At 71.6% G+C, this 16518-nt stretch carries 13 protein-coding genes; 1 reads left to right on the top strand and 12 read right to left on the bottom strand.

The genetic code is table 11. The features are described from left to right. Window positions 1-24: 24 nt before the first annotated feature. The 11 genes from AB5J73_RS18095 to AB5J73_RS18045 all read right to left on the bottom strand — a co-directional run bounded on the left by AB5J73_RS18095 (window position 25) and on the right by AB5J73_RS18045 (window position 13960). Window positions 25-993 (bottom strand): N-acetylglucosamine kinase, encoded by a 969-nt coding sequence (locus AB5J73_RS18095; RefSeq protein ID WP_370970841.1) that lies wholly within the window; start codon window positions 991-993, stop codon window positions 25-27. Continuing rightward, on the bottom strand, window positions 990-2255 hold the full coding sequence (locus AB5J73_RS18090) for a 6-phospho-beta-glucosidase (RefSeq protein ID WP_370970840.1): 1266 nt from the start codon (window positions 2253-2255) through the stop codon (window positions 990-992). Before AB5J73_RS18090 ends, AB5J73_RS18095 begins: the two co-directional genes overlap by 4 nt. Then, the gene (locus tag AB5J73_RS18085; RefSeq protein WP_125307030.1) at window positions 2252-3142 is read right to left on the bottom strand and encodes a carbohydrate ABC transporter permease; all 891 of its coding nucleotides are present in this window, start codon (window positions 3140-3142) and stop codon (window positions 2252-2254) included. The genes AB5J73_RS18090 and AB5J73_RS18085 overlap by 4 nt, the downstream gene beginning before the upstream one ends. After that, window positions 3139-4134, bottom strand: a complete 996-nt coding sequence (locus AB5J73_RS18080) for a carbohydrate ABC transporter permease (RefSeq protein ID WP_370970839.1) — start codon at window positions 4132-4134, stop codon at window positions 3139-3141. Before AB5J73_RS18080 ends, AB5J73_RS18085 begins: the two co-directional genes overlap by 4 nt. Further along, window positions 4131-5489, bottom strand: a complete 1359-nt coding sequence (locus AB5J73_RS18075; protein ID WP_370970838.1) for an extracellular solute-binding protein — start codon at window positions 5487-5489, stop codon at window positions 4131-4133. Before AB5J73_RS18075 ends, AB5J73_RS18080 begins: the two co-directional genes overlap by 4 nt. Window positions 5490-5500: 11 nt before the next feature. Continuing rightward, the gene (locus AB5J73_RS18070; RefSeq protein WP_370973223.1) at window positions 5501-6712 is read right to left on the bottom strand and encodes an ROK family transcriptional regulator; all 1212 of its coding nucleotides are present in this window, start codon (window positions 6710-6712) and stop codon (window positions 5501-5503) included. A gap of 228 nt (window positions 6713-6940) precedes the next feature. Beyond that, window positions 6941-7960, bottom strand: a complete 1020-nt coding sequence (gene nudC / locus AB5J73_RS18065) for an NAD(+) diphosphatase (protein WP_370970837.1) — start codon at window positions 7958-7960, stop codon at window positions 6941-6943. After that, entirely contained in the window at window positions 7960-9339 is a 1380-nt protein-coding gene (locus AB5J73_RS18060; protein ID WP_370970836.1) for a M16 family metallopeptidase, read from the bottom strand. Before AB5J73_RS18060 ends, nudC begins: the two co-directional genes overlap by 1 nt. Beyond that, window positions 9336-10628 carry a M16 family metallopeptidase gene (locus tag AB5J73_RS18055; RefSeq protein WP_370970835.1) on the bottom strand — a complete coding sequence of 431 codons (1293 nt, stop codon included), beginning with the start codon at window positions 10626-10628 and terminating at the stop codon, window positions 9336-9338. Before AB5J73_RS18055 ends, AB5J73_RS18060 begins: the two co-directional genes overlap by 4 nt. 9 nt (window positions 10629-10637) lie before the next feature. After that, window positions 10638-12239 carry a DUF2207 domain-containing protein gene (locus AB5J73_RS18050; protein ID WP_370970834.1) on the bottom strand — a complete coding sequence of 534 codons (1602 nt, stop codon included), beginning with the start codon at window positions 12237-12239 and terminating at the stop codon, window positions 10638-10640. Window positions 12240-12241: 2 nt separating this feature from the next. Next, window positions 12242-13960, bottom strand: coding sequence for a DUF2207 domain-containing protein (locus AB5J73_RS18045; RefSeq protein ID WP_370970833.1), 1719 nt, complete (start codon window positions 13958-13960; stop codon window positions 12242-12244). A gap of 542 nt (window positions 13961-14502) precedes the next feature. Here AB5J73_RS18045 and AB5J73_RS18040 point away from each other — a divergent pair. Continuing rightward, entirely contained in the window at window positions 14503-15564 is a 1062-nt protein-coding gene (locus AB5J73_RS18040) for a neutral zinc metallopeptidase (protein WP_370970832.1), read from the top strand. A 10-nt stretch (window positions 15565-15574) separates the two neighbouring features. On the opposite strand, the gene AB5J73_RS18035 is transcribed toward AB5J73_RS18040, so the two are convergent. Continuing rightward, window positions 15575-16495, bottom strand: a complete 921-nt coding sequence (locus AB5J73_RS18035; RefSeq protein WP_370970831.1) for an RDD family protein — start codon at window positions 16493-16495, stop codon at window positions 15575-15577. Window positions 16496-16518: the final 23 nt, after the last annotated feature.

The following is a 16518-nucleotide window of genomic DNA, read 5'->3' as shown; positions in this document are numbered from 1 at the left end:
TCGAGACAGGTCCCGCCAGGGTCTTCAGACGCGCTGGGTCGCCGCCTTCAAGGCCGTCTTCGCGGCCTCCGGCGCACCGAGCGTGTCGAGTCCGAACAACGCCGCCCCGACCACGGGGTTCACGTCGACGACGCGGACCACCGCGCGCGGCGCCACCTTCAGGCACCGCTTCTCGATCTCCGCGATCACCGGTGCGCCGATCCCGGTCAGCACGCCGCCGCCGAGGACGATCTCCGGGGCCTCCCCGGTCAGGTCCAGCTCGCGCAGGATCACCGCGGCGAACACGCTGACCTCCTCGACGAACCGGGTCACGATGTCCTGCGCGACCTCGTCACCGGCCGCGGCCACCTCGAACAGCAGCGGGCACAGGCCGTGGATCGAGGCCGCGTCGATCTCCTCGAAGTGCAGGCCCTGCACGACGTCCAGCAGCGTCGGCTTCCCGAAGTACGCCGCCACCGCCGGCCTCAGCGCGGTCCGCGGGCCGCGGCCGTCCTCGGCGCGGACCGCCCACCACAGGGCCTCTTCGCCGAGCCGGTAGCCGCCGCCCCAGTCGCCGGAGATCTTGCCCAGCGCGGGAAAGCGGTGGACGCGGCCGTCCGGGCCGACGCCGGCGCCGTTGATCCCGGCCCCGCACACCACCGCGACACCCACCCCCGCGCTGCCCGCCCGCAGCAGCGCGAGGGTGTCGTTGCCGACGGTCAGGGTGTCGCTCCAGCCGCGCGCGGACAGCGCCGCGTGCAGTGCTTCTTCTTCACGCGGGAAGTCCAGCCCGGCGAGGTACGCGGACGTGTGGACCGCGAAGGGCTTCTCGCCGAAGTCCGGGTACGCCGCCAGGACCAGGCCTTCCAGCGCCGTGACGCACGCCGCGACGCCGACGTTCTGCGGCGACGCGCCGGGGCCGCGCGACTTCCCCAGCACGACGCCGTCTTCCGAGATCACGAGGACCTCGGTCTTGCTGTTGCCGCCGTCGATCGCGATGACAGCGGGCCTCATCCGCGCGCCCAGGGCAGGTACTCGCGGTTGATCTGCACCAGCGAATCGGCCAGCGTGTCGGCCTTCGAGTACTGGCCGACCAGCGGGTGCGCCAGCAGCGCGTCCGCGACGCGGTCCCGGCCGCCCTTCAACGCCGCCTCCAGCGCGAGGAACTCGTACGCCGTCGTCGCCGAAATCAAGCCCGAGAAGTTCGGCTCGACCGCCGGTTGCGCGATCGGGGTCGCACCCTTCGAGTCCACAGTGGACCTAGCCTCGATGACGGCGTCGTCCGGCAGGAACGGGAACGTGCCGTCGTTGCGGACGTTCACCACGTGCTCCTCGGCCGGTCCACCCGCGGTCAGCGCGTGCACCAGCTGCACCGCGGCCTCGGAGTAGTACGCCCCGCCGCGCTTCTCCAGCGACTCCGGCTTCGTGTTCCGCTCCGGGTCGAGGTAGATCTTCAGCAGCTCTTCCTCGACGTCGGACACGACGTCGGCGCGCGGGCGCTCGGTGCGCTGCTTGGTGACCTGCTCGTCGTGCGCGTAGAAGTACTTCAGGTAGTACGACGGCACGACGTTCATGCGCCGCAGCCACTTCTCCGGCACGCTGACTTCGTTGGACAGGTAGTCCAAGTGGTGGTCGAGCAGTTCGGGCAGCCGGTCGACGCCGTCGACGAGCGCGCCGCGCTCCCAGCTCAGGTGGTTCAGTCCGGTGTGGACGAGCTGGACGTCGTCCGCGCCCACCCCGAGCAGCTTGCCGAACTGGCGCTGCAGGTTGATCGCGACGTTGCACAGCCCGACCGCGCGATGCCCTTCGTTGAGCAGGGCGCGCGTGACGATGCCGACCGGGTTCGTGAAGTTGACGATCCACGTGTCGTCGCCGGCGATCTTGCGCACGCGGTCGGCGATGTCGAGCACCACCGGGACCGTGCGCAGCGCCTTCGCGAGGCCGCCCGCGCCGGTCGTCTCCTGCCCGACGCAGCCGCAGGCGTGCGGGAACGTCTCGTCCGAGCGCCGCGCCCGCTGCCCGCCGACCCGCAGCTGGATCAGCACCGCGGACGCGCCGTCGACGCCTTCTTCCAGCGACTGCGTGGTCCGCACCCGCGCCGGGTGCCCGGCGTGCGACAGCAGACGTTGGCTGAACCCGCCGACGGCCTCGACGCGGTAGGCATCCGGGTCGACCAGCACGATCTCGTCGACGTCCAAAGTGGACCGGCGGCCGGCGATCCCGTCGATCAGCTCCGGCGTGTAGGTGGACCCGCCACCGACGACTGCCAGCTTCATCCCTTGACTCCCGTGAATGTGATGCCCTTGACGAACGACTTCTGGGCGAAGATGAACAGCACGATGACCGGCGCCATGATGAGGGCCGTGGCGGCCATCGTCAGGTTCCACTCGACGTGGTGCATGCCGCGGAAGGAGGCGATCGCCAGCGAAAGCGGCCAGTGGTCGCGGTTTTCGCCGGTGTAGAGCAGCGGCCCGAAGTAGTCGTTCCAGGTGAACAGGAAGCAGAACATCGCGGTGGCCGCGATCCCGGGCTTCGCCATCGGGATCAGCACCCGGTACATCGCCTGGAACTCGTTGCAGCCGTCGATCTTCGCCGCCTCGATGTAGTCCTTCGGAATGGTGAGGAAGAACTGGCGGAGCAGGAAGATCGAGAACGCGTCGAAGAAGAAGTACGGCACGATCAGCGGAACCAGCGTGCCGGTGAGGCCCATCCGCACCCACAGGTCGTACAGCGGCACGATGGTGACCTGCGGCGGCAGCAGCATCGCGGCCACGGTCAGCATGAAGAACAGGTTCTGCCCGCGCCACCGCAGCTTCGAAAGCCCGTAGGCGGCCGGGATCGCGGAAAGCAGCGCGCCCGCCGTCGCCACCGCCGAGTACAGCAGGCTGTTGCCGAAGTACGACAGCAGCGGCGCCTTCTGGAACACCTCGACGAAGTTCTCGAAGTGCCATTCGGTCGGCCACAGGCTCGCAGTCATGGCCTGGTCGCTCTTCATCACCGAAGTGAGGAAGACGAACAGGATCGGCAGCATGAAGATCACGCCCATGGCGATGCCGACCGAGTGCAGGGCGATGAACGACAGCCGCTTGTCCCACTGCCGCTTGAACTTCACCTTCGGCGGTACGCCCGCTTCGCGCTGCGGCGCTTCGGCCAACGCGGTCATGCGCCCTCCTCCTGGTGCTGGGACTTCCGCAGCTGGCGGACCAAGATCCAGGTGAAGGCCGCGCTCACGATGAACAGCAGCACGGCCATCGCGGCCGCGTAGCCCATGTTGAAGTAGCGGAAACCCTGCACGTAGAGCCAGATCGGGTAGGTCAGCGTCGAGTTCTGCGGTGCCCCGATGAGCTTCGAGTTGCCGGCGACGTCGGCGGTGCCCGCGCTCGCGGACGCCGCCACGATCGCCTGGGTGAAGAACTGCAGGGCGTAGATGATCGAGTTGACCACGCCGAAGAGCAGCACCGGCGAGATCGACGGCAGCGTGACGTGCCAGAACCGGCGGATCGGGCCGGCTCCGTCGAGCTCCGCCGCCTCGTACTGCTCGGTCGGGACGTCCAGCAGCGCGGCCAGGATGATGATCATCAGCTCGCCGGAACCCCACAGCGCCAGCAGCGTCAGCGCGGGCTTCGACATCTCCGGGCTGTTGAACCACAGCCCGCCGTCGATGCCGACGAGCCGCAGGAACCGGTTGACCGGGCCGAACTCCGGGTTGAACACGAAGACGAAGGCCAGCGTCGCCGCCGCGGGCGGGGCGAGCGTCGGCAGGTAGCAGAGCGTCCGGACCAGGCCGACGCCGGACTTGAGCCGCGAGATCACCGACGCGACGCCGAGGGAGAACACCACCCGGCAGACCGTCAGGATGACCACCAGCCACAGCGTGTTGTACGCGGCCGTGCCGACCAGCGGCTCGGTGGTGAACATCCGGACGTAGTTGTCGAAGCCGATGAACACCGGCGCGTTGATCAGGTCGTACCGGGTGAAGGAGTAGTAGACCGTCGCGATCAGCGGGTAGCCGAAGAAGATCAGGAACCCGAGGAACGCCGGTGCCATGAAGAAGAAGACGGTCCGGCGGCGCTTGGCCCGGCGGGCCCCCGCCCGCGCCTTGCTCGGCGCGGACGGGGAACCGTCGGTGTGCAGGGGCAGGGCGGTGGAGGTCATCCGCCCGCGCCCTTCTGCTTGAGTTCGTCGTTGACCTGCGCGTCGACCGTCTTCAGGCCGGCCACGAGGTCGGGTACCGAACCGGCCTGCCACTTCTCCGCGAAGTCGTTGACGGCCTTGAGGTGCGCGTCACCGATCGGGGTGGTCTGGTTGGCCACCAGCTTGCCGCTGTCGTAGATGTCGAGGAACGTCTTGAACTGCGGCTGCAGGTCCAGCTTCGGCGATGTGAGCGAAGCCTTGGTGCTGGGCACGTTCTTCAGGCCGTTGGCCATGTCCACCAGGGTGTCGGTGTCCAGGGTGACCTGCTTGATCAGCTCCCACGCGGCACCGGGGTTCTTGGCGCCCTTGGGGATCGCGATGATCGTGCCGGTGGTGAAGCCGCCGCCGTAGTGGTCGGCCATCGAGTCGAGCACCGGGAACGGCGCGGTCTGGTACTTGACCTCGGGTGCCTGGTCCTTGAGGAACGCGGTGCGGAACTCGCCGTCCATGATCATGGCGAGCTTGCCCTTGTGGAAGCCGTGGTCGGCGGAGTACTCGTCGCCGAGGCCCGCCTTGAACTTCTCGACCTTGTCGTGGCCGCCGTAGAAGTCGATGAGCTGCTTCTGGAACTCGAACATCGCCTTCCAGCCCGGGTTGGTGGCGAGGTCCGACTTGCCGTCCTGCCCCAGGAACGTGGCACCGAAGTACTGCGCCCAGTACTGCGCCTGGTTGGCGTAGAACGGCATCGAGGGCAGGAAACCGGCGACCTTGATCGAGCCGTCCGGATTGAACTCGGTGAGCTTCTTGGTGTCCTCGAACAACTCCGACAGCGTCTTCGGCGGCGAGGTGATGCCCTTCGACGCGAACATGTCGGTGTTGTAGTACATCCCGTACACGTCGGCGAGCATCGGCATCGCGCACCGCTTGCCCTGGTACTCGGTGTAGTTGCGGACCGCTTCCGGGATCTGGTTCAGGTCGATCTTGTCGCGCTCGATGTAGGGCTTCAGGTCCTGGAAGCTGCCGGTGGAGCACCACGCGCCCAGGTTGTCGGTGTAGAAGGAAATCGCTACGTCGGGCGGGTTCCCGCCGCGGATCGACTGGGTGAGCTTGTCGTCGTCCTGGTTGCCCTCGTGCTTGATCTCGATGTTCGGGTATTTCGCCTTGAGCTTGTTGAGGCCGGCCGTCACCACGCCGTACTCGCGGTCGGTGAACTTCGAGTACACGGTGATCGTGAGCTTGTCGTCCTTGCCGGGCGCGGCCGCGGCGTCACCCCCGCTCGGCGCGGCGGCGCCGGAGCAGGCGCTGGTCAGCAGGACGGACGCCGCGGCGGCGGCCACAAGCAGGGCGCCGCGACGGGTCCGGGTGGTAGGGGGCATGGCCCTCCTCCTCATCGGTTGGGGCTACTCGGTCGGGGACGGGTGATGTCGCCCTCGGGCCTGCGCGACCCGAGGAGCGTGGGGGTGACGACGCCGAAGACGTCCTCACGGGTGGTGGCGAGCGCGGACTGCAGCGCGCCCGCGCGGACGGCGTTGCCCTGCACGGACGCGCAGCCGACGGGCGTGCGCGGCAGGACGAGTTCGTGCAGCTTCTCCTCGACGAGCGCGGCGAAGGCCTCGCCACCCGCGCGGCTGGTGTCGCCGCACAGGAGCACGAGCTGCGGGTCGGCGACCGCGACGAGGTTGGCGACGCCGCCGGCGACCCGCTTCGCCAGGTCGTCGAGGAACGGGTGCCCCTTCGGCGCCTTGGCGACGGCGTCCCAGGCGTTCTTCGCTTCGATGCCGTGGGCGGCGGCGAGGCGGCAGATGGCGGGCGAGTCGACGAGGTTGCCGAACCGGGCGCCGGCCTCGGGCCAGATGTCCCCGGTGTCCACAGTGGCCGGATCGGGGACGCGCATCCAGTCGATCTCGCCGCCACCGCCGGTCGCGCCGCGCAGCAGCCGCCGCCCGATCACGACGGCGCCGCCGACGCCTTCGGACAGCCACACCATGGCGAAGTCGTCGACGTCCTGGGCCTGCCCGACGGTCATCTCCTCGACGGCGACGAGGTTGACGTCGTTCTCGATGAGGACGTCGACACCGAGCTCGTCGGACAGCTTCTGCGGGACGTCGAAGCCGAGCCAGCCGGGGATGTGCGGCGCGGAGGACAGCAGGCCGGTCCGCGGATCGAACGCCCCCTGCGCGCCGATCACGACGTGGGCCAGCCGGTTCCGCGTGATCCCGGCGTCTTCGGCCACTTTCTGGAGCGCCTCCCCGAAGGTCCCGACGACATCGGCCCCTTCGTGCACGGGCAGCGGCGTCCGGTACTCGGCCAGCACGACCCCGGCGACATCGGCGACGACGAAGTCCGCGAAGTGCGGCGTCAGATCGACGGCGGCGACGAAGGCGAGACTCCCGTTGGCCGCCCACAGCTGGGCCCGCGGCCCCCGGCCACCGCCCCGGACCCCGGCCTTGACGACGAGGTCGTCTAGCTCGAGCCGGGTGATGAGCTGCGCGGTGGCGGGCTTCGAGAGTCCGATGGCGAGCTCGAGTTCGGCGCGGGTCAACGGGCCTTCCCGAAGGAGGACCTCGATGGCGGCGCGATCGTTGATCTCGCGCAGCATCCGCGGGCTACCGGCTCGCACTCGTTGCTCCCGACTTAATTAGGATACTTTACAGACGGTTTCCGGGGACTGTAGTGAGCCGGAGCACAGCCGTCAACGGTCTCGTGAAACGGCCAGGTAACGCTTGGTCCGGTGCTGGGCCACCTGCCGGAAACGTGCACGGGGCGCAACGAAAACGGCCCCGGCGGGTAGCCGGGGCCGTTCGTGGTCGCGCTCTGTGGCGGCCGGTTACTCCTCCGCGTCCGCCCAGGCCTTGAGCATCACGCGGGCGATCGACGAGTTGCCCGGCAGGATGATCTCCGCCGCGCCGCCCGCGATCGGCGTCGGCTTCGAACCCTCACCCCGCACCGCACTGTTCGCGAACGCCTCACGCACCTCCGCACGCGACACCCAGAGCGCCTCTTCGATCTCCCCGTCCGCCGGGACCAGGGGCAGCGTCCGGTCCGCACGGGCCGTGAAGCCCAGCATGATCGAGCGGGGGAACGGCCACGGCTGGCTGCCCAGGTACCGCACGTCCGAGACCGATGCCCCGACCTCTTCGCGGATCTCCCGCACCACGCAGGCTTCCAGGGACTCCCCCGCCTCGACGAAGCCGGCCAGCACCGAATACCGGCCGGCCGGCCAGGTCGGCTGGCGCGCGAGCAGCACGTGCGAGCCGTTCGTGCCCTCCAGCGAGTGGACCAGGCAGATCACCGCCGGGTCGGTGCGCGGGTACTCCTCGCGGCCGTCGTTGGTGCACTTGCTCGCCCAGCCGAACTGGACCAGTTCCGTCGGGTGGCCGCAGCGGGTGCAGAACTTGGCTTGACGGCGCCAAAAGCGCAACGCCTGCGCCGTCGTGAAGAGGCCCGCCGACGTGTCGTCCAGCAGGTCTCCGTAGCCCCGCAGCTCGACCCAGATCTCGCCGTCGGCGCGCGGGACCTCCTCGACGAAGCCCCAGCTGCCCGCCATCTTCACCGTGTCGGCTTCGCCCGACGGGCCGCCCGGGAGCGACCAGTAGTCGACGTCCTGCCACTCGCCGAGGAACACCGCGTCCGGCGGCGGTTCCGAGCCGAAGTCGATCGCCTTGCGGAACGCCAGCACGGACGAACCCTCGACGACCGGGGTGCGCCCGGTGTCGTCCAGCAGGACGACCCGGGCATCGGGCCACTTCGCGAGCAGGCGTTCCGGGTTGGTGCGCAAGCCTTCCTGGCGGTCCACAGTGGACCGGGACAGAGTGGGCGGATCCCCCAGTTCGAACGGGACGGACATCAGGCCGGCTCGCCCACCACGACGTCGCCGAGCGCGAGGAGCTTGTGTTCCAGCACCGCCGCGTCGCCGACGACCACGCCGGTGAACCGCTTGGGGGCGAAGAACTTCAGCGCCGCTTCGGCCACCTCGTCGGCGGTCACCGCGGCCACCCGCGCCGGGTGCTCGTTCAGCCACTCCAGGCCCAGCCCGGTCGACGCCAGCGCGAGCACCTGCCCGGCCAGCCCGGCCTGCGACGACGTCGACGTCAGCAGCGAGCCGATCGCGTACTGCCGCACCGATTCCAGCTCGTCGCCGGCCGGCGGGACCTGGCCGAGGCGGCCCAGTTCGTAGCGGGTCTCCAGCAGCGCCGGGGCGGTCGCGTCGGTCGCGGTGTCCGCGTCGACGTTCACCACCGCGGTGCCGTCGGTGAACTCGAAGCCCGAGTGCGCGGAGTAGGTGTACCCCTTGTTCTCGCGGATGTTCTCCACCAGCCGCGACGAGAAGTACCCGCCGTAGGCCAGGTTCGCCAGCTGCAGCGCCGCGTACCCCGGGTCGGTGCGCGGAACGGTCTGCGCGGAGAGCCGGATCTGCGACTGGACGGCGCCGGCGCGCGGCACCAGCAGCACGTTCGGGCCCGTCAGGTCCGGCAGCGCCGGGAGCCGCACGGCGGCGCGGTCGGACGCCCAGCCGCCGAGCACCTTCTCCAGGTCGCCGATGACCGCGGTGGGGTCGAGGTCGCCGACCAGGACCAGCACCGCGCCGCGCGGCAGCACGGACGCCTGGTGCAGCGCCCGCACCTGCTCCGGCGTCACCACCGCGACGTCTTCGGCCTTCGGCACCTCGCGGGTGGCCGGGTGGTCGCCGTAGCGGTGCTTCTGCAGCGCTTCCCGCGCGATCGTGCGCGGCTGCGTCCGCGAGACGGCGATCCGCTCGACGAGCCGCTCCTTCTCGCGGGCGATCTCCTCGTCCGCGTACGTCGCGCCGGTGAGGACGTCGCCGAGCACGTCGAGGAACGTCGGGAGCTTGTCGGCGAGCGCGGATCCGGTCAGCACCAGGCGTTCCGGGTCGACGCCGGCGCCGATGTCGCCGCCGATCAGCGCCAGCTCGGCGTCGATCTCGATGCGGTTGCGGCGCGCGGTGCCGGTGAGGATCGTCTCCGCGAGCACCTCGGCGATCGCCGGGTGCAAGGCGTCGTCACCCGCGAACGGGATCCACAGCCGCGCCTCGACCAGCGGCACGGTCGCCTTGCGCACGGCCAGCACGCGCAGGCCGTTGGCCAGTTCGGTGTCCACGTGGGACAGGTCGGCCGCGGCGCGCTGCGCGCCGAGCGGGGGCAGCGGGCGGGGACCCTGCGCGGTGCGGCCGATCTCCGCCGCGCTGCGATGCGTTGCCGAAGTCACTGCTCGTTGTTCCCTTCCGAAGCGGGCTTGACCACCAGCACGGCACGCGCGTCCGGGCGCAGCGACTTCGCCGCCGCCGAGACGGCCTCCGCGGTGACGGCCGACATCCGGTCCGCCAGCCGGTACACCAGCGAGGCGTCGCCGTAGAGCAGCTCGAACGAGCCGAGCGCCAGGGTCCGGGACACCAGGCGGTCGTGCTCCGAGTGCAGGCTCGCCGTCCAGCGGGCCGTCACCTTGCGCAGTTCCTGCTCGTCCGGTGGCGTTTCGGCGAGCTTCTCGAGCTCGTCGTCCAGCGCGGCGAGCACCCGCTCGCGGGGCACCTCGTGCGGGTGGATGAGGGTGATGGTGAACGTGTCGGGGTCGCGGGCCTCGAACGGGCCGAACAGCCCGGCGCCGGCGCCGATGTCGACCACCAGCGGCTCGCGGTGCACCAGCCGCTGCTGCAGGCGGGAGCCGTCTCCGTCGGTGAGCACGCCGGCCAGCACGAGGTAGGCCAGGTAGCCGTCGACGTCGTTGATCGGGTCCGGCATCCGGTAGCCGATGCCGAGCGCGGGCAGCGGGGCGTGCGGGTCGATCGTCTCGCCCTGCAGCTCGGTGGTCGGCAGCGGCTCGGCGAACGACGGGCGCTCCGGCGCGGGCCGGTGCGGGACGTCGCCGAAGTGCTTTTCGATCAGGTCCTTGGCCGCGCCGACCTCGAAGTCACCGGCCACGGTGAGCACGGCGTTCGCCGGCGAGTAGTAGGTGTCGAAGAACGCGGCGCAGTCCTCGACCGTGGCGCTCTCGAGGTCCTCGAAGCCGCCGTAGCCGTTGTGCGCGTTGGGGAACGTCGAGTACAGCACCGGCGGCAGGGTGATCCACGGGAACCCGCCGTACGGCCGGTTGAGCACGTTCAGCCGGATCTCTTCCTTGACGACGTCGATCTGGTTCGCCAGGTTCTCCGCCGTCAGCTTCGGCGCGCGCATCCGGTCGGCCTCGAGGAACAGCGCGCGCTCGAGCGCGGCGCTGGGCAGGACCTCGAAGTAGTCGGTGTAGTCCGGGTGGGTCGACCCGTTGAAGGTGCCGCCGCTGGACTGGACGTGCCGGAAGTGCGCGAGTTTCTCGAGGCTCTCGGAGCCCTGGAACATCAGGTGCTCGAAGAGGTGCGCGAAACCGGTACGCCCCTCCGGCTCGGAACGGAAACCCACGTCGTAGTGCACGCTGACGCCGACCACCGGCGCGGTCGCGTCGGGGGCGAGAACCACCCGCAGACCGTTGTCGAGGGTGTATCGGACGAGCTCGGGATCGGCCATGGCCCCACCCTACGACGGCGGAGCGGATTCCGGCGTCCGGCCTCGTGAGTGGGAAACAGTGTTCTGATCCTGTTTCCCACTCACGAGGCGGGGGAGGTGCGCGCGGCGGGCACCGGCGAACGCGCCCGCGAGCGCCGTGGCGAAGGATCCGGCCTGGTCAGGGGTGACGTCGCCGGCGTGCCAGTACACCCGCGGCGGGTGCGGGAGCGCGGCGAAGGCGGCGACCCACGGCGCCAGTTCGCCCAGAGCTGACGCGTACGGGAGACCGCGCGAGAAGACGAGCTCGCGCTGGGGCTTCGTGAGGTCCTTGGGCTTGGCCGAAGCCAGCACTTCGGCGACCCCGCGAAGGCGCCGGGCCACGTCGGTGCCCGCCCGCCGCCGCGCGGGCAGCGCGGCCGACGCCACGACCGCGGCGACCCCGGCCAGCGCGAGGATGACGCCGAGCTGGGCGTAGCCGACGGTGAGCGCGAGCAGCACCGTGAGGAACGCGCCGTAGCAGACCACCCGGATCCCCGCCCGGCCGAGCCGCCGGGGTTTCCGGGCGAGCCAGCCGCGGCGGACGGCGTCGGCGTGCAGGGCGGCGTCGACGTCGAGGGGCCGCCGGCGCAGCTCGGCGACGGTCCCGGCGTCCTCCGCGGCCGCGAAAACCGCACGTTCGAAGGCCGTCAGGTGCTCGTCGGGCGGGTTGCGGCGGGTCAGCCGCCAGCCGCCGTCCTCGGCGCTCACCCACAGGTAGTTGCGGACGGCGAGGTCGAGCACGGTCGCGGCCAGGTCGGCGGGCCCGGCGCGCCCGTGCAGCAGGACGCCGGCGTGGCCCGGCAGCACACCCTCCGGCGACGCGAACTCACCCTTCGCGGTGACCAGTTCGACCTTCGGCGGTTCGCCGACGGCGGCGTCGCGGCGGCGGGCGGACCAGACCGGCGCGGCCGCCAGGAGCAGGAGCGCGCCGAAGCCGGCCCAGGCCCAGCCGACCGGGGCGGTGAGCACGAACGCGCCGGCGATCGTCGCGGCCGGGACCACGACGGCGTTGGCGGGCACGGTGCCCGCGGGCAACTCGACGGTCGCCGTCATCCGCTGGCCGGCGGTGAGGTTCTGCTGGCTGAACCGGGTCAGCCCGGCGTGGTCGATCTGCGCGGCGCCGCACGGGAAGTCGGAGTCCGGCGGCCCGGCGAGGCAGTCGACCGCGGCCGGGATCTTCGGTGCGGCGAAGGACGCGCGGAGGAACTTGAGCTCGGTGCTCCAGCCGCCGGCCAGTTCCCAGGTGACCCGGTCGCCGGCCACCGCACCGTCCACTGTGTACCGGATGATCGAGGTGCCGGAGGTGAGGTGGACGGTGAAGGCGTCCTGGTCCACCCCGGCCGTCCCGCTGCCTTCGAGGACGACGTCGCGGACCCGGTAGACGCGGTCCCGGTGGTGGGGCGCCGCGACGCGCAGCGCGACCCGGCGGTCCATCGTGACGCCGTTGGGGACGGAGATCGCTTCGGCGACCGAAAGCGAGCCGTCGCGCTCGAGCTTGAGCTGGATCTCGGCGCTCTGCGGCAGGGTGGGCAGCGGTGGCTGGTCGACCGGCGCCGCGGCCAGGAAGAGCGCCAGCGCGGCCGCGGCGAGCACGGTCAGCGGGCAGCGCGGCCGGACGCGGTGAGCAGCCCGTCGAGCGCGGTCAGGAACGACGGGAAGTGCGCGCCGAACCGCCGCAGGTCGGGGTCGGCCTCCATGCCGCCGTACCAGTACAGCCCGGCCGAGCCGTCCGCCGCCGGGTTCAGCCCGGCGAACGCGCCGAGCCAGCGTTCGGTGTCGCCGAGCACCACGGCGTACGGCAGCGAACGGGAGAACACCAGCTCGCGGTCGGCGGGCGGGATGTCCTCGGCCTTGGCGGTGTGCAAGTAGTCGAGCAGGCCGCGGACCTGGCCGGCGAGGGCCCGGCCGCGCGCGGTGCGGGACGGCAGCAGCGCGGCCGCCGCGACGACGCCGAGCCCGGCCAGCGCGACGGCGACGCCGAGCAGCGCGTCCCCGACGGTGAACGTGAGGACCGCGGTGGCGACGAGACCGAGCGCGAAGATCCCGGCGCCGAGCCAGGTCAGCCGGCCGCGCGCGGCGCCGGGGCGGCGGGAGAACCAGCGCTTGGTGACGACGTCGTCGTACATCGCGTCGCTGATCCGGCGCAGGTCGAGCCCGCCGCGGGCGCGCAGCTGCGACACGAGCACGGTGTCGGTGCCCTCGGGCAGGAGCGTCTCGTAGACGGCGCGCTCGAAGTCGTGGAGGTGCTCGTCCGGCGGATTGCGGCGGGAGATCTGCCAGTCTTGTCCCTGCGGCCCGGCGATTTCGGCCAGCCAGAGGTAGTTGCGGACGGCGAGGTCGACGACGGTGGCGCTGATGTCCACGACGTCGACGGTCTCGTCGACGACCGTGCCGACCTGACCGGGCAGCACGCCGTCCGGGCTGGCGAAGAAGACGCGGTCGCCGTCGCGGAGGAGGACCTCGACCGGGCCGGTGGCGGTCCGCAGCGCACCGGCGTCCTGCTTGCGGCGCCGCCACACGAAGACCCCGGCGGCGACGAGCAGGACGAGCAGGACGGCGAAGACGACGCCGGTCAGCGGGGTCAGCGCGAAGGCGTTGGCGAGCAGGCCGATGGCGGCGAACTTCGCGGTCGCCGGCGCGGTGCCGGCGGGCAGCCCGACGAGCAGGTCGACGCGGTCGCCGGGCCCGACGTCGTTCTGTTCGAGGCGCACGACCCCGGTGTGGTCCAGCTCGGCGAGGGTGCAGCGGCGGTTGGAGCCGACCGGGCCGGCGAAGCAGTCCACCGGGGACAGTTCCGGCGACGGCGCGAGGAAGGACGCGGTGAGCTTCGCCAGCGAGGTGTCGAACCCGCTCGCGACCTGCCACCGCGCCTGCTGGCGGCCACCCTGGTCGGCGACGGCGCCGTCGACCAGGTAGGTGACGCTGCCGGTGCCGCCGCTGAAGGTGAGGACGAGCTGGTCACCGGTGAGCTGGCTGGTGGCGGCGCCTTCGGTCTTGACGTCGCGGACGGCGTAGACGCGGTCCTGGTCGTCGCCCGCCGGAACCCGCAGCGGCACGCGCGAGGTGAGCTGCTTCCCGCCGGGCACGGTGACCTTTTCGGTGACCGAAAGGGAACCGTCGCGGAGGACTTTCAGCGCGACGTCGGCGGTCGGGCCGTCCGGGGACCGGACGTCCCCGCCGGTGAGCTGCTGGGGCTTCGGCACCAGGTCACTCGGCAGGTTCGGCAGGCTGGGCCCGGCGTTCTGCGCGGCCGCGGTCCCGGCCCCCAGCAACCCGGCCACGACGACGATCGCGGCCGTGGCCCCCCATTTCATCGACACAGCACCACACCCTAGAGCACTCGATCTATGCTGACGCCCGGAACGGCGAGATCACCGCAGGTACGCCGCTTCCGACGGGGAAAAAGCTTGGGGGGTTCCACTCGATGACGCACGGCCCGCAGGGTCCCGGTCCACAGGGTCCCGGTCCGCACGATCCGCGGCGCCCGCCGCCGGGGGCCCGCCCCCTGCCGCCACCCTCCGTGCGGCCGTTGCCGCCGGGGAGGCCGGGAGCGGGTGGCGAGCCCGGGCAGCCGCCGGGGCCGGGCCGGCCGCAGCACCCCGGCGCACCCGGGCAGCGTCCGCCCGGCCCACCCGGTCCGCAGCAAGGTCCGGGCGGCATGCCCGGCCAGCCGCCGCGCTACCCCGCGTCGCCGCAAGGCACGGGTGGGATGCCGCTGGGGCCGGGGCGTCCGCCGCAGCACACCGCGCCGTACGGGCCGCCGACCGGGCCGAGTCCCGTGCCGCCCTTCGGTCGCCCCGCTCCCCCGCCCGCGCGGAGCCCGCTCCCGCCGCCCGCCGCCGCGCCCGCTGCCTTCGTGCCCGGTTACGCCGCGCCGCCGCCCTACGCTCCTTACGGCACGCGCTTCGGTCCCTACCCCGCCAAGAAGTCCAACACCGGGGTGATCGTCGCGGTGGCGATCTTCGCCATCGTCGCCGTCGCCGGGGGGCTCGTCGCCGCCGTCGCGCTGATCGGGGGCGGGAACTCGCGGCACGTCGCCGACGCCGGGTACTCCAGCACCTACCCGACCAGCACCGAAGAAACCACCGAGACGACCGAGACCACCACGTCGTCGTCGACGACCACCGAAGAGACGACCCGCACCTCCGAGCGCGAGACGCCGACGTCGCAGACCCCGTCCGGCCCCCGCTCGGTGGCCGCCACCGGGAACAACCCGCTGTTCGGCAGCCCGAACTACGGCCTGCAGAACGTCTCGTGCTCGCTGAGCCGCTGGGCGACCGACCAGAACAGCGCCACGAAGTTCTTCCAGTCCGGCATCACCTGCCTGGACGCGATGTGGTCGCGCATGCTCGGCGCCGTCGACCTGCCGTTCGAGACGCCGAACCTGTCGGTGCCGCGGTCGCTTTCCGAATCCTCGACGCCGTGCGGCAGCGGGGGCACGACGACCGGGGTCACGCCGTTCTACTGCCCGAGCAACAACACGATCTACATGCCGATGGACCGCATCGAGATCGACGTCTGGGGCAACCACCCCGGCCCGTACCTCTCGATCCTGGCCCACGAATACGGCCACCACGTGCAGAACATGGCCGGCATCTCCGAGGCGTACGGCAACCAGCGCTACGACGCCGGCGCCGACTCGGCGGCGGGCCTGGAGCTGTCGCGGCGGATGGAGCTCGAGGCGCAGTGCTTCTCCGGCATGTTCCTCGGCTCGGCCTCGGTCTCCGGCGGCTCGGTCGACAAGAACATCTACAACGAGGCCTGGAACGCCCAGGACCGCGGCGACGACTACGCCCGCAACGGCAAGCGCGACCACGGCAGCGCCAAGCACAACATCTCGTGGTGGCAGCACGGCGCGACGACCAACCGCAACCAGCAGTGCAACACGTGGCTGGCGTCTTCGGGAGACGTTTCCTGACCCGGGCCGCTCAGCTCGGCGGGGTGAACGGGTTGCCGGACGGCGGCGTCGGCAGGTCCGGCTCCGCCGGGGGCCCGGGAGCCGGCGAAGGTGCCGCCGGGTACGGCTGGTCCGGGGACGGCGTCCCGTACCCCTGACCCCGCGCCGCCTGGACGCGGGCCGCGTACGCCTGGACCGCTCGGGCGTGGTCGCGGTTGCGGCGCTCCGCCAGCACCGCCGCCAGGTACGCCCACGGCGGCATCCCCGGCGGGACCGGCGTGCCCAGTGCCTCGCCCACCTGCTGGGCGAGGCTCCAGCCCAGCGCTTGCGCCGCCTCCGGGCGCAGCTGGCCGAAGCGGGTCAGGAACTGGCGGCTCGCGAGGGCGAGGTCGTCCGGGAGCCGGGTCAGGTCGAGGTGGGCCGCCCAGCCCTCCAGGCCCGGGGGCATCGCGACGGCCGGGTGGTTGGTCGTCTCCGGGACGCGCTCGCGGACCACGAGCGTCCCGGCCAGGAAGTCGCCGACCCGGCGGCCGTCGGACGAGCACAGCGACACGATCACCGCGACCGCGCCGAAGAGGCCGAGCGTCCAGAAGTCGACGACGAACCCGGCGAGCCCGCGGACCAGGGCGTGCCGGAAGCGGATCGGGCCGCCGTCGACGCGGACCACGCGCAGGCCCACCGCCATCTTGCCGAGCGAGCGGCCGCGCGTGAGCGTCTCGGACAGCACCGGGTAGCCGACCAGGATCAGCACCACGAGCACCAGGATCAGCGTCAGCGCGAGGGCTTCGTCCTCGCCCGGCACCGTCAGCGTGAGCACGATGAACGCGGCCAGCAGCAGCGCGAACTGCAGGAGGACGTCGAGCGCCATCGCCAGCGCCCGGCTGGCGAGCTTGGCGACGCGCAGGTCCAGGACGACGGCTTCGCCGGTGACCAGCTCGGATTCCTCGTGCACGCGGCCCAGCGTATCGACGGATA

It is taken from the genome of Amycolatopsis sp. cg9 (genome assembly GCF_041346945.1).
In the GTDB taxonomy this organism is placed as follows: Bacteria; Actinomycetota; Actinomycetes; order Mycobacteriales; family Pseudonocardiaceae; genus Amycolatopsis.
Note: the sequence above shows the minus strand (reverse complement) of the source record. Positions and strands in the feature narration are given on the sequence as shown.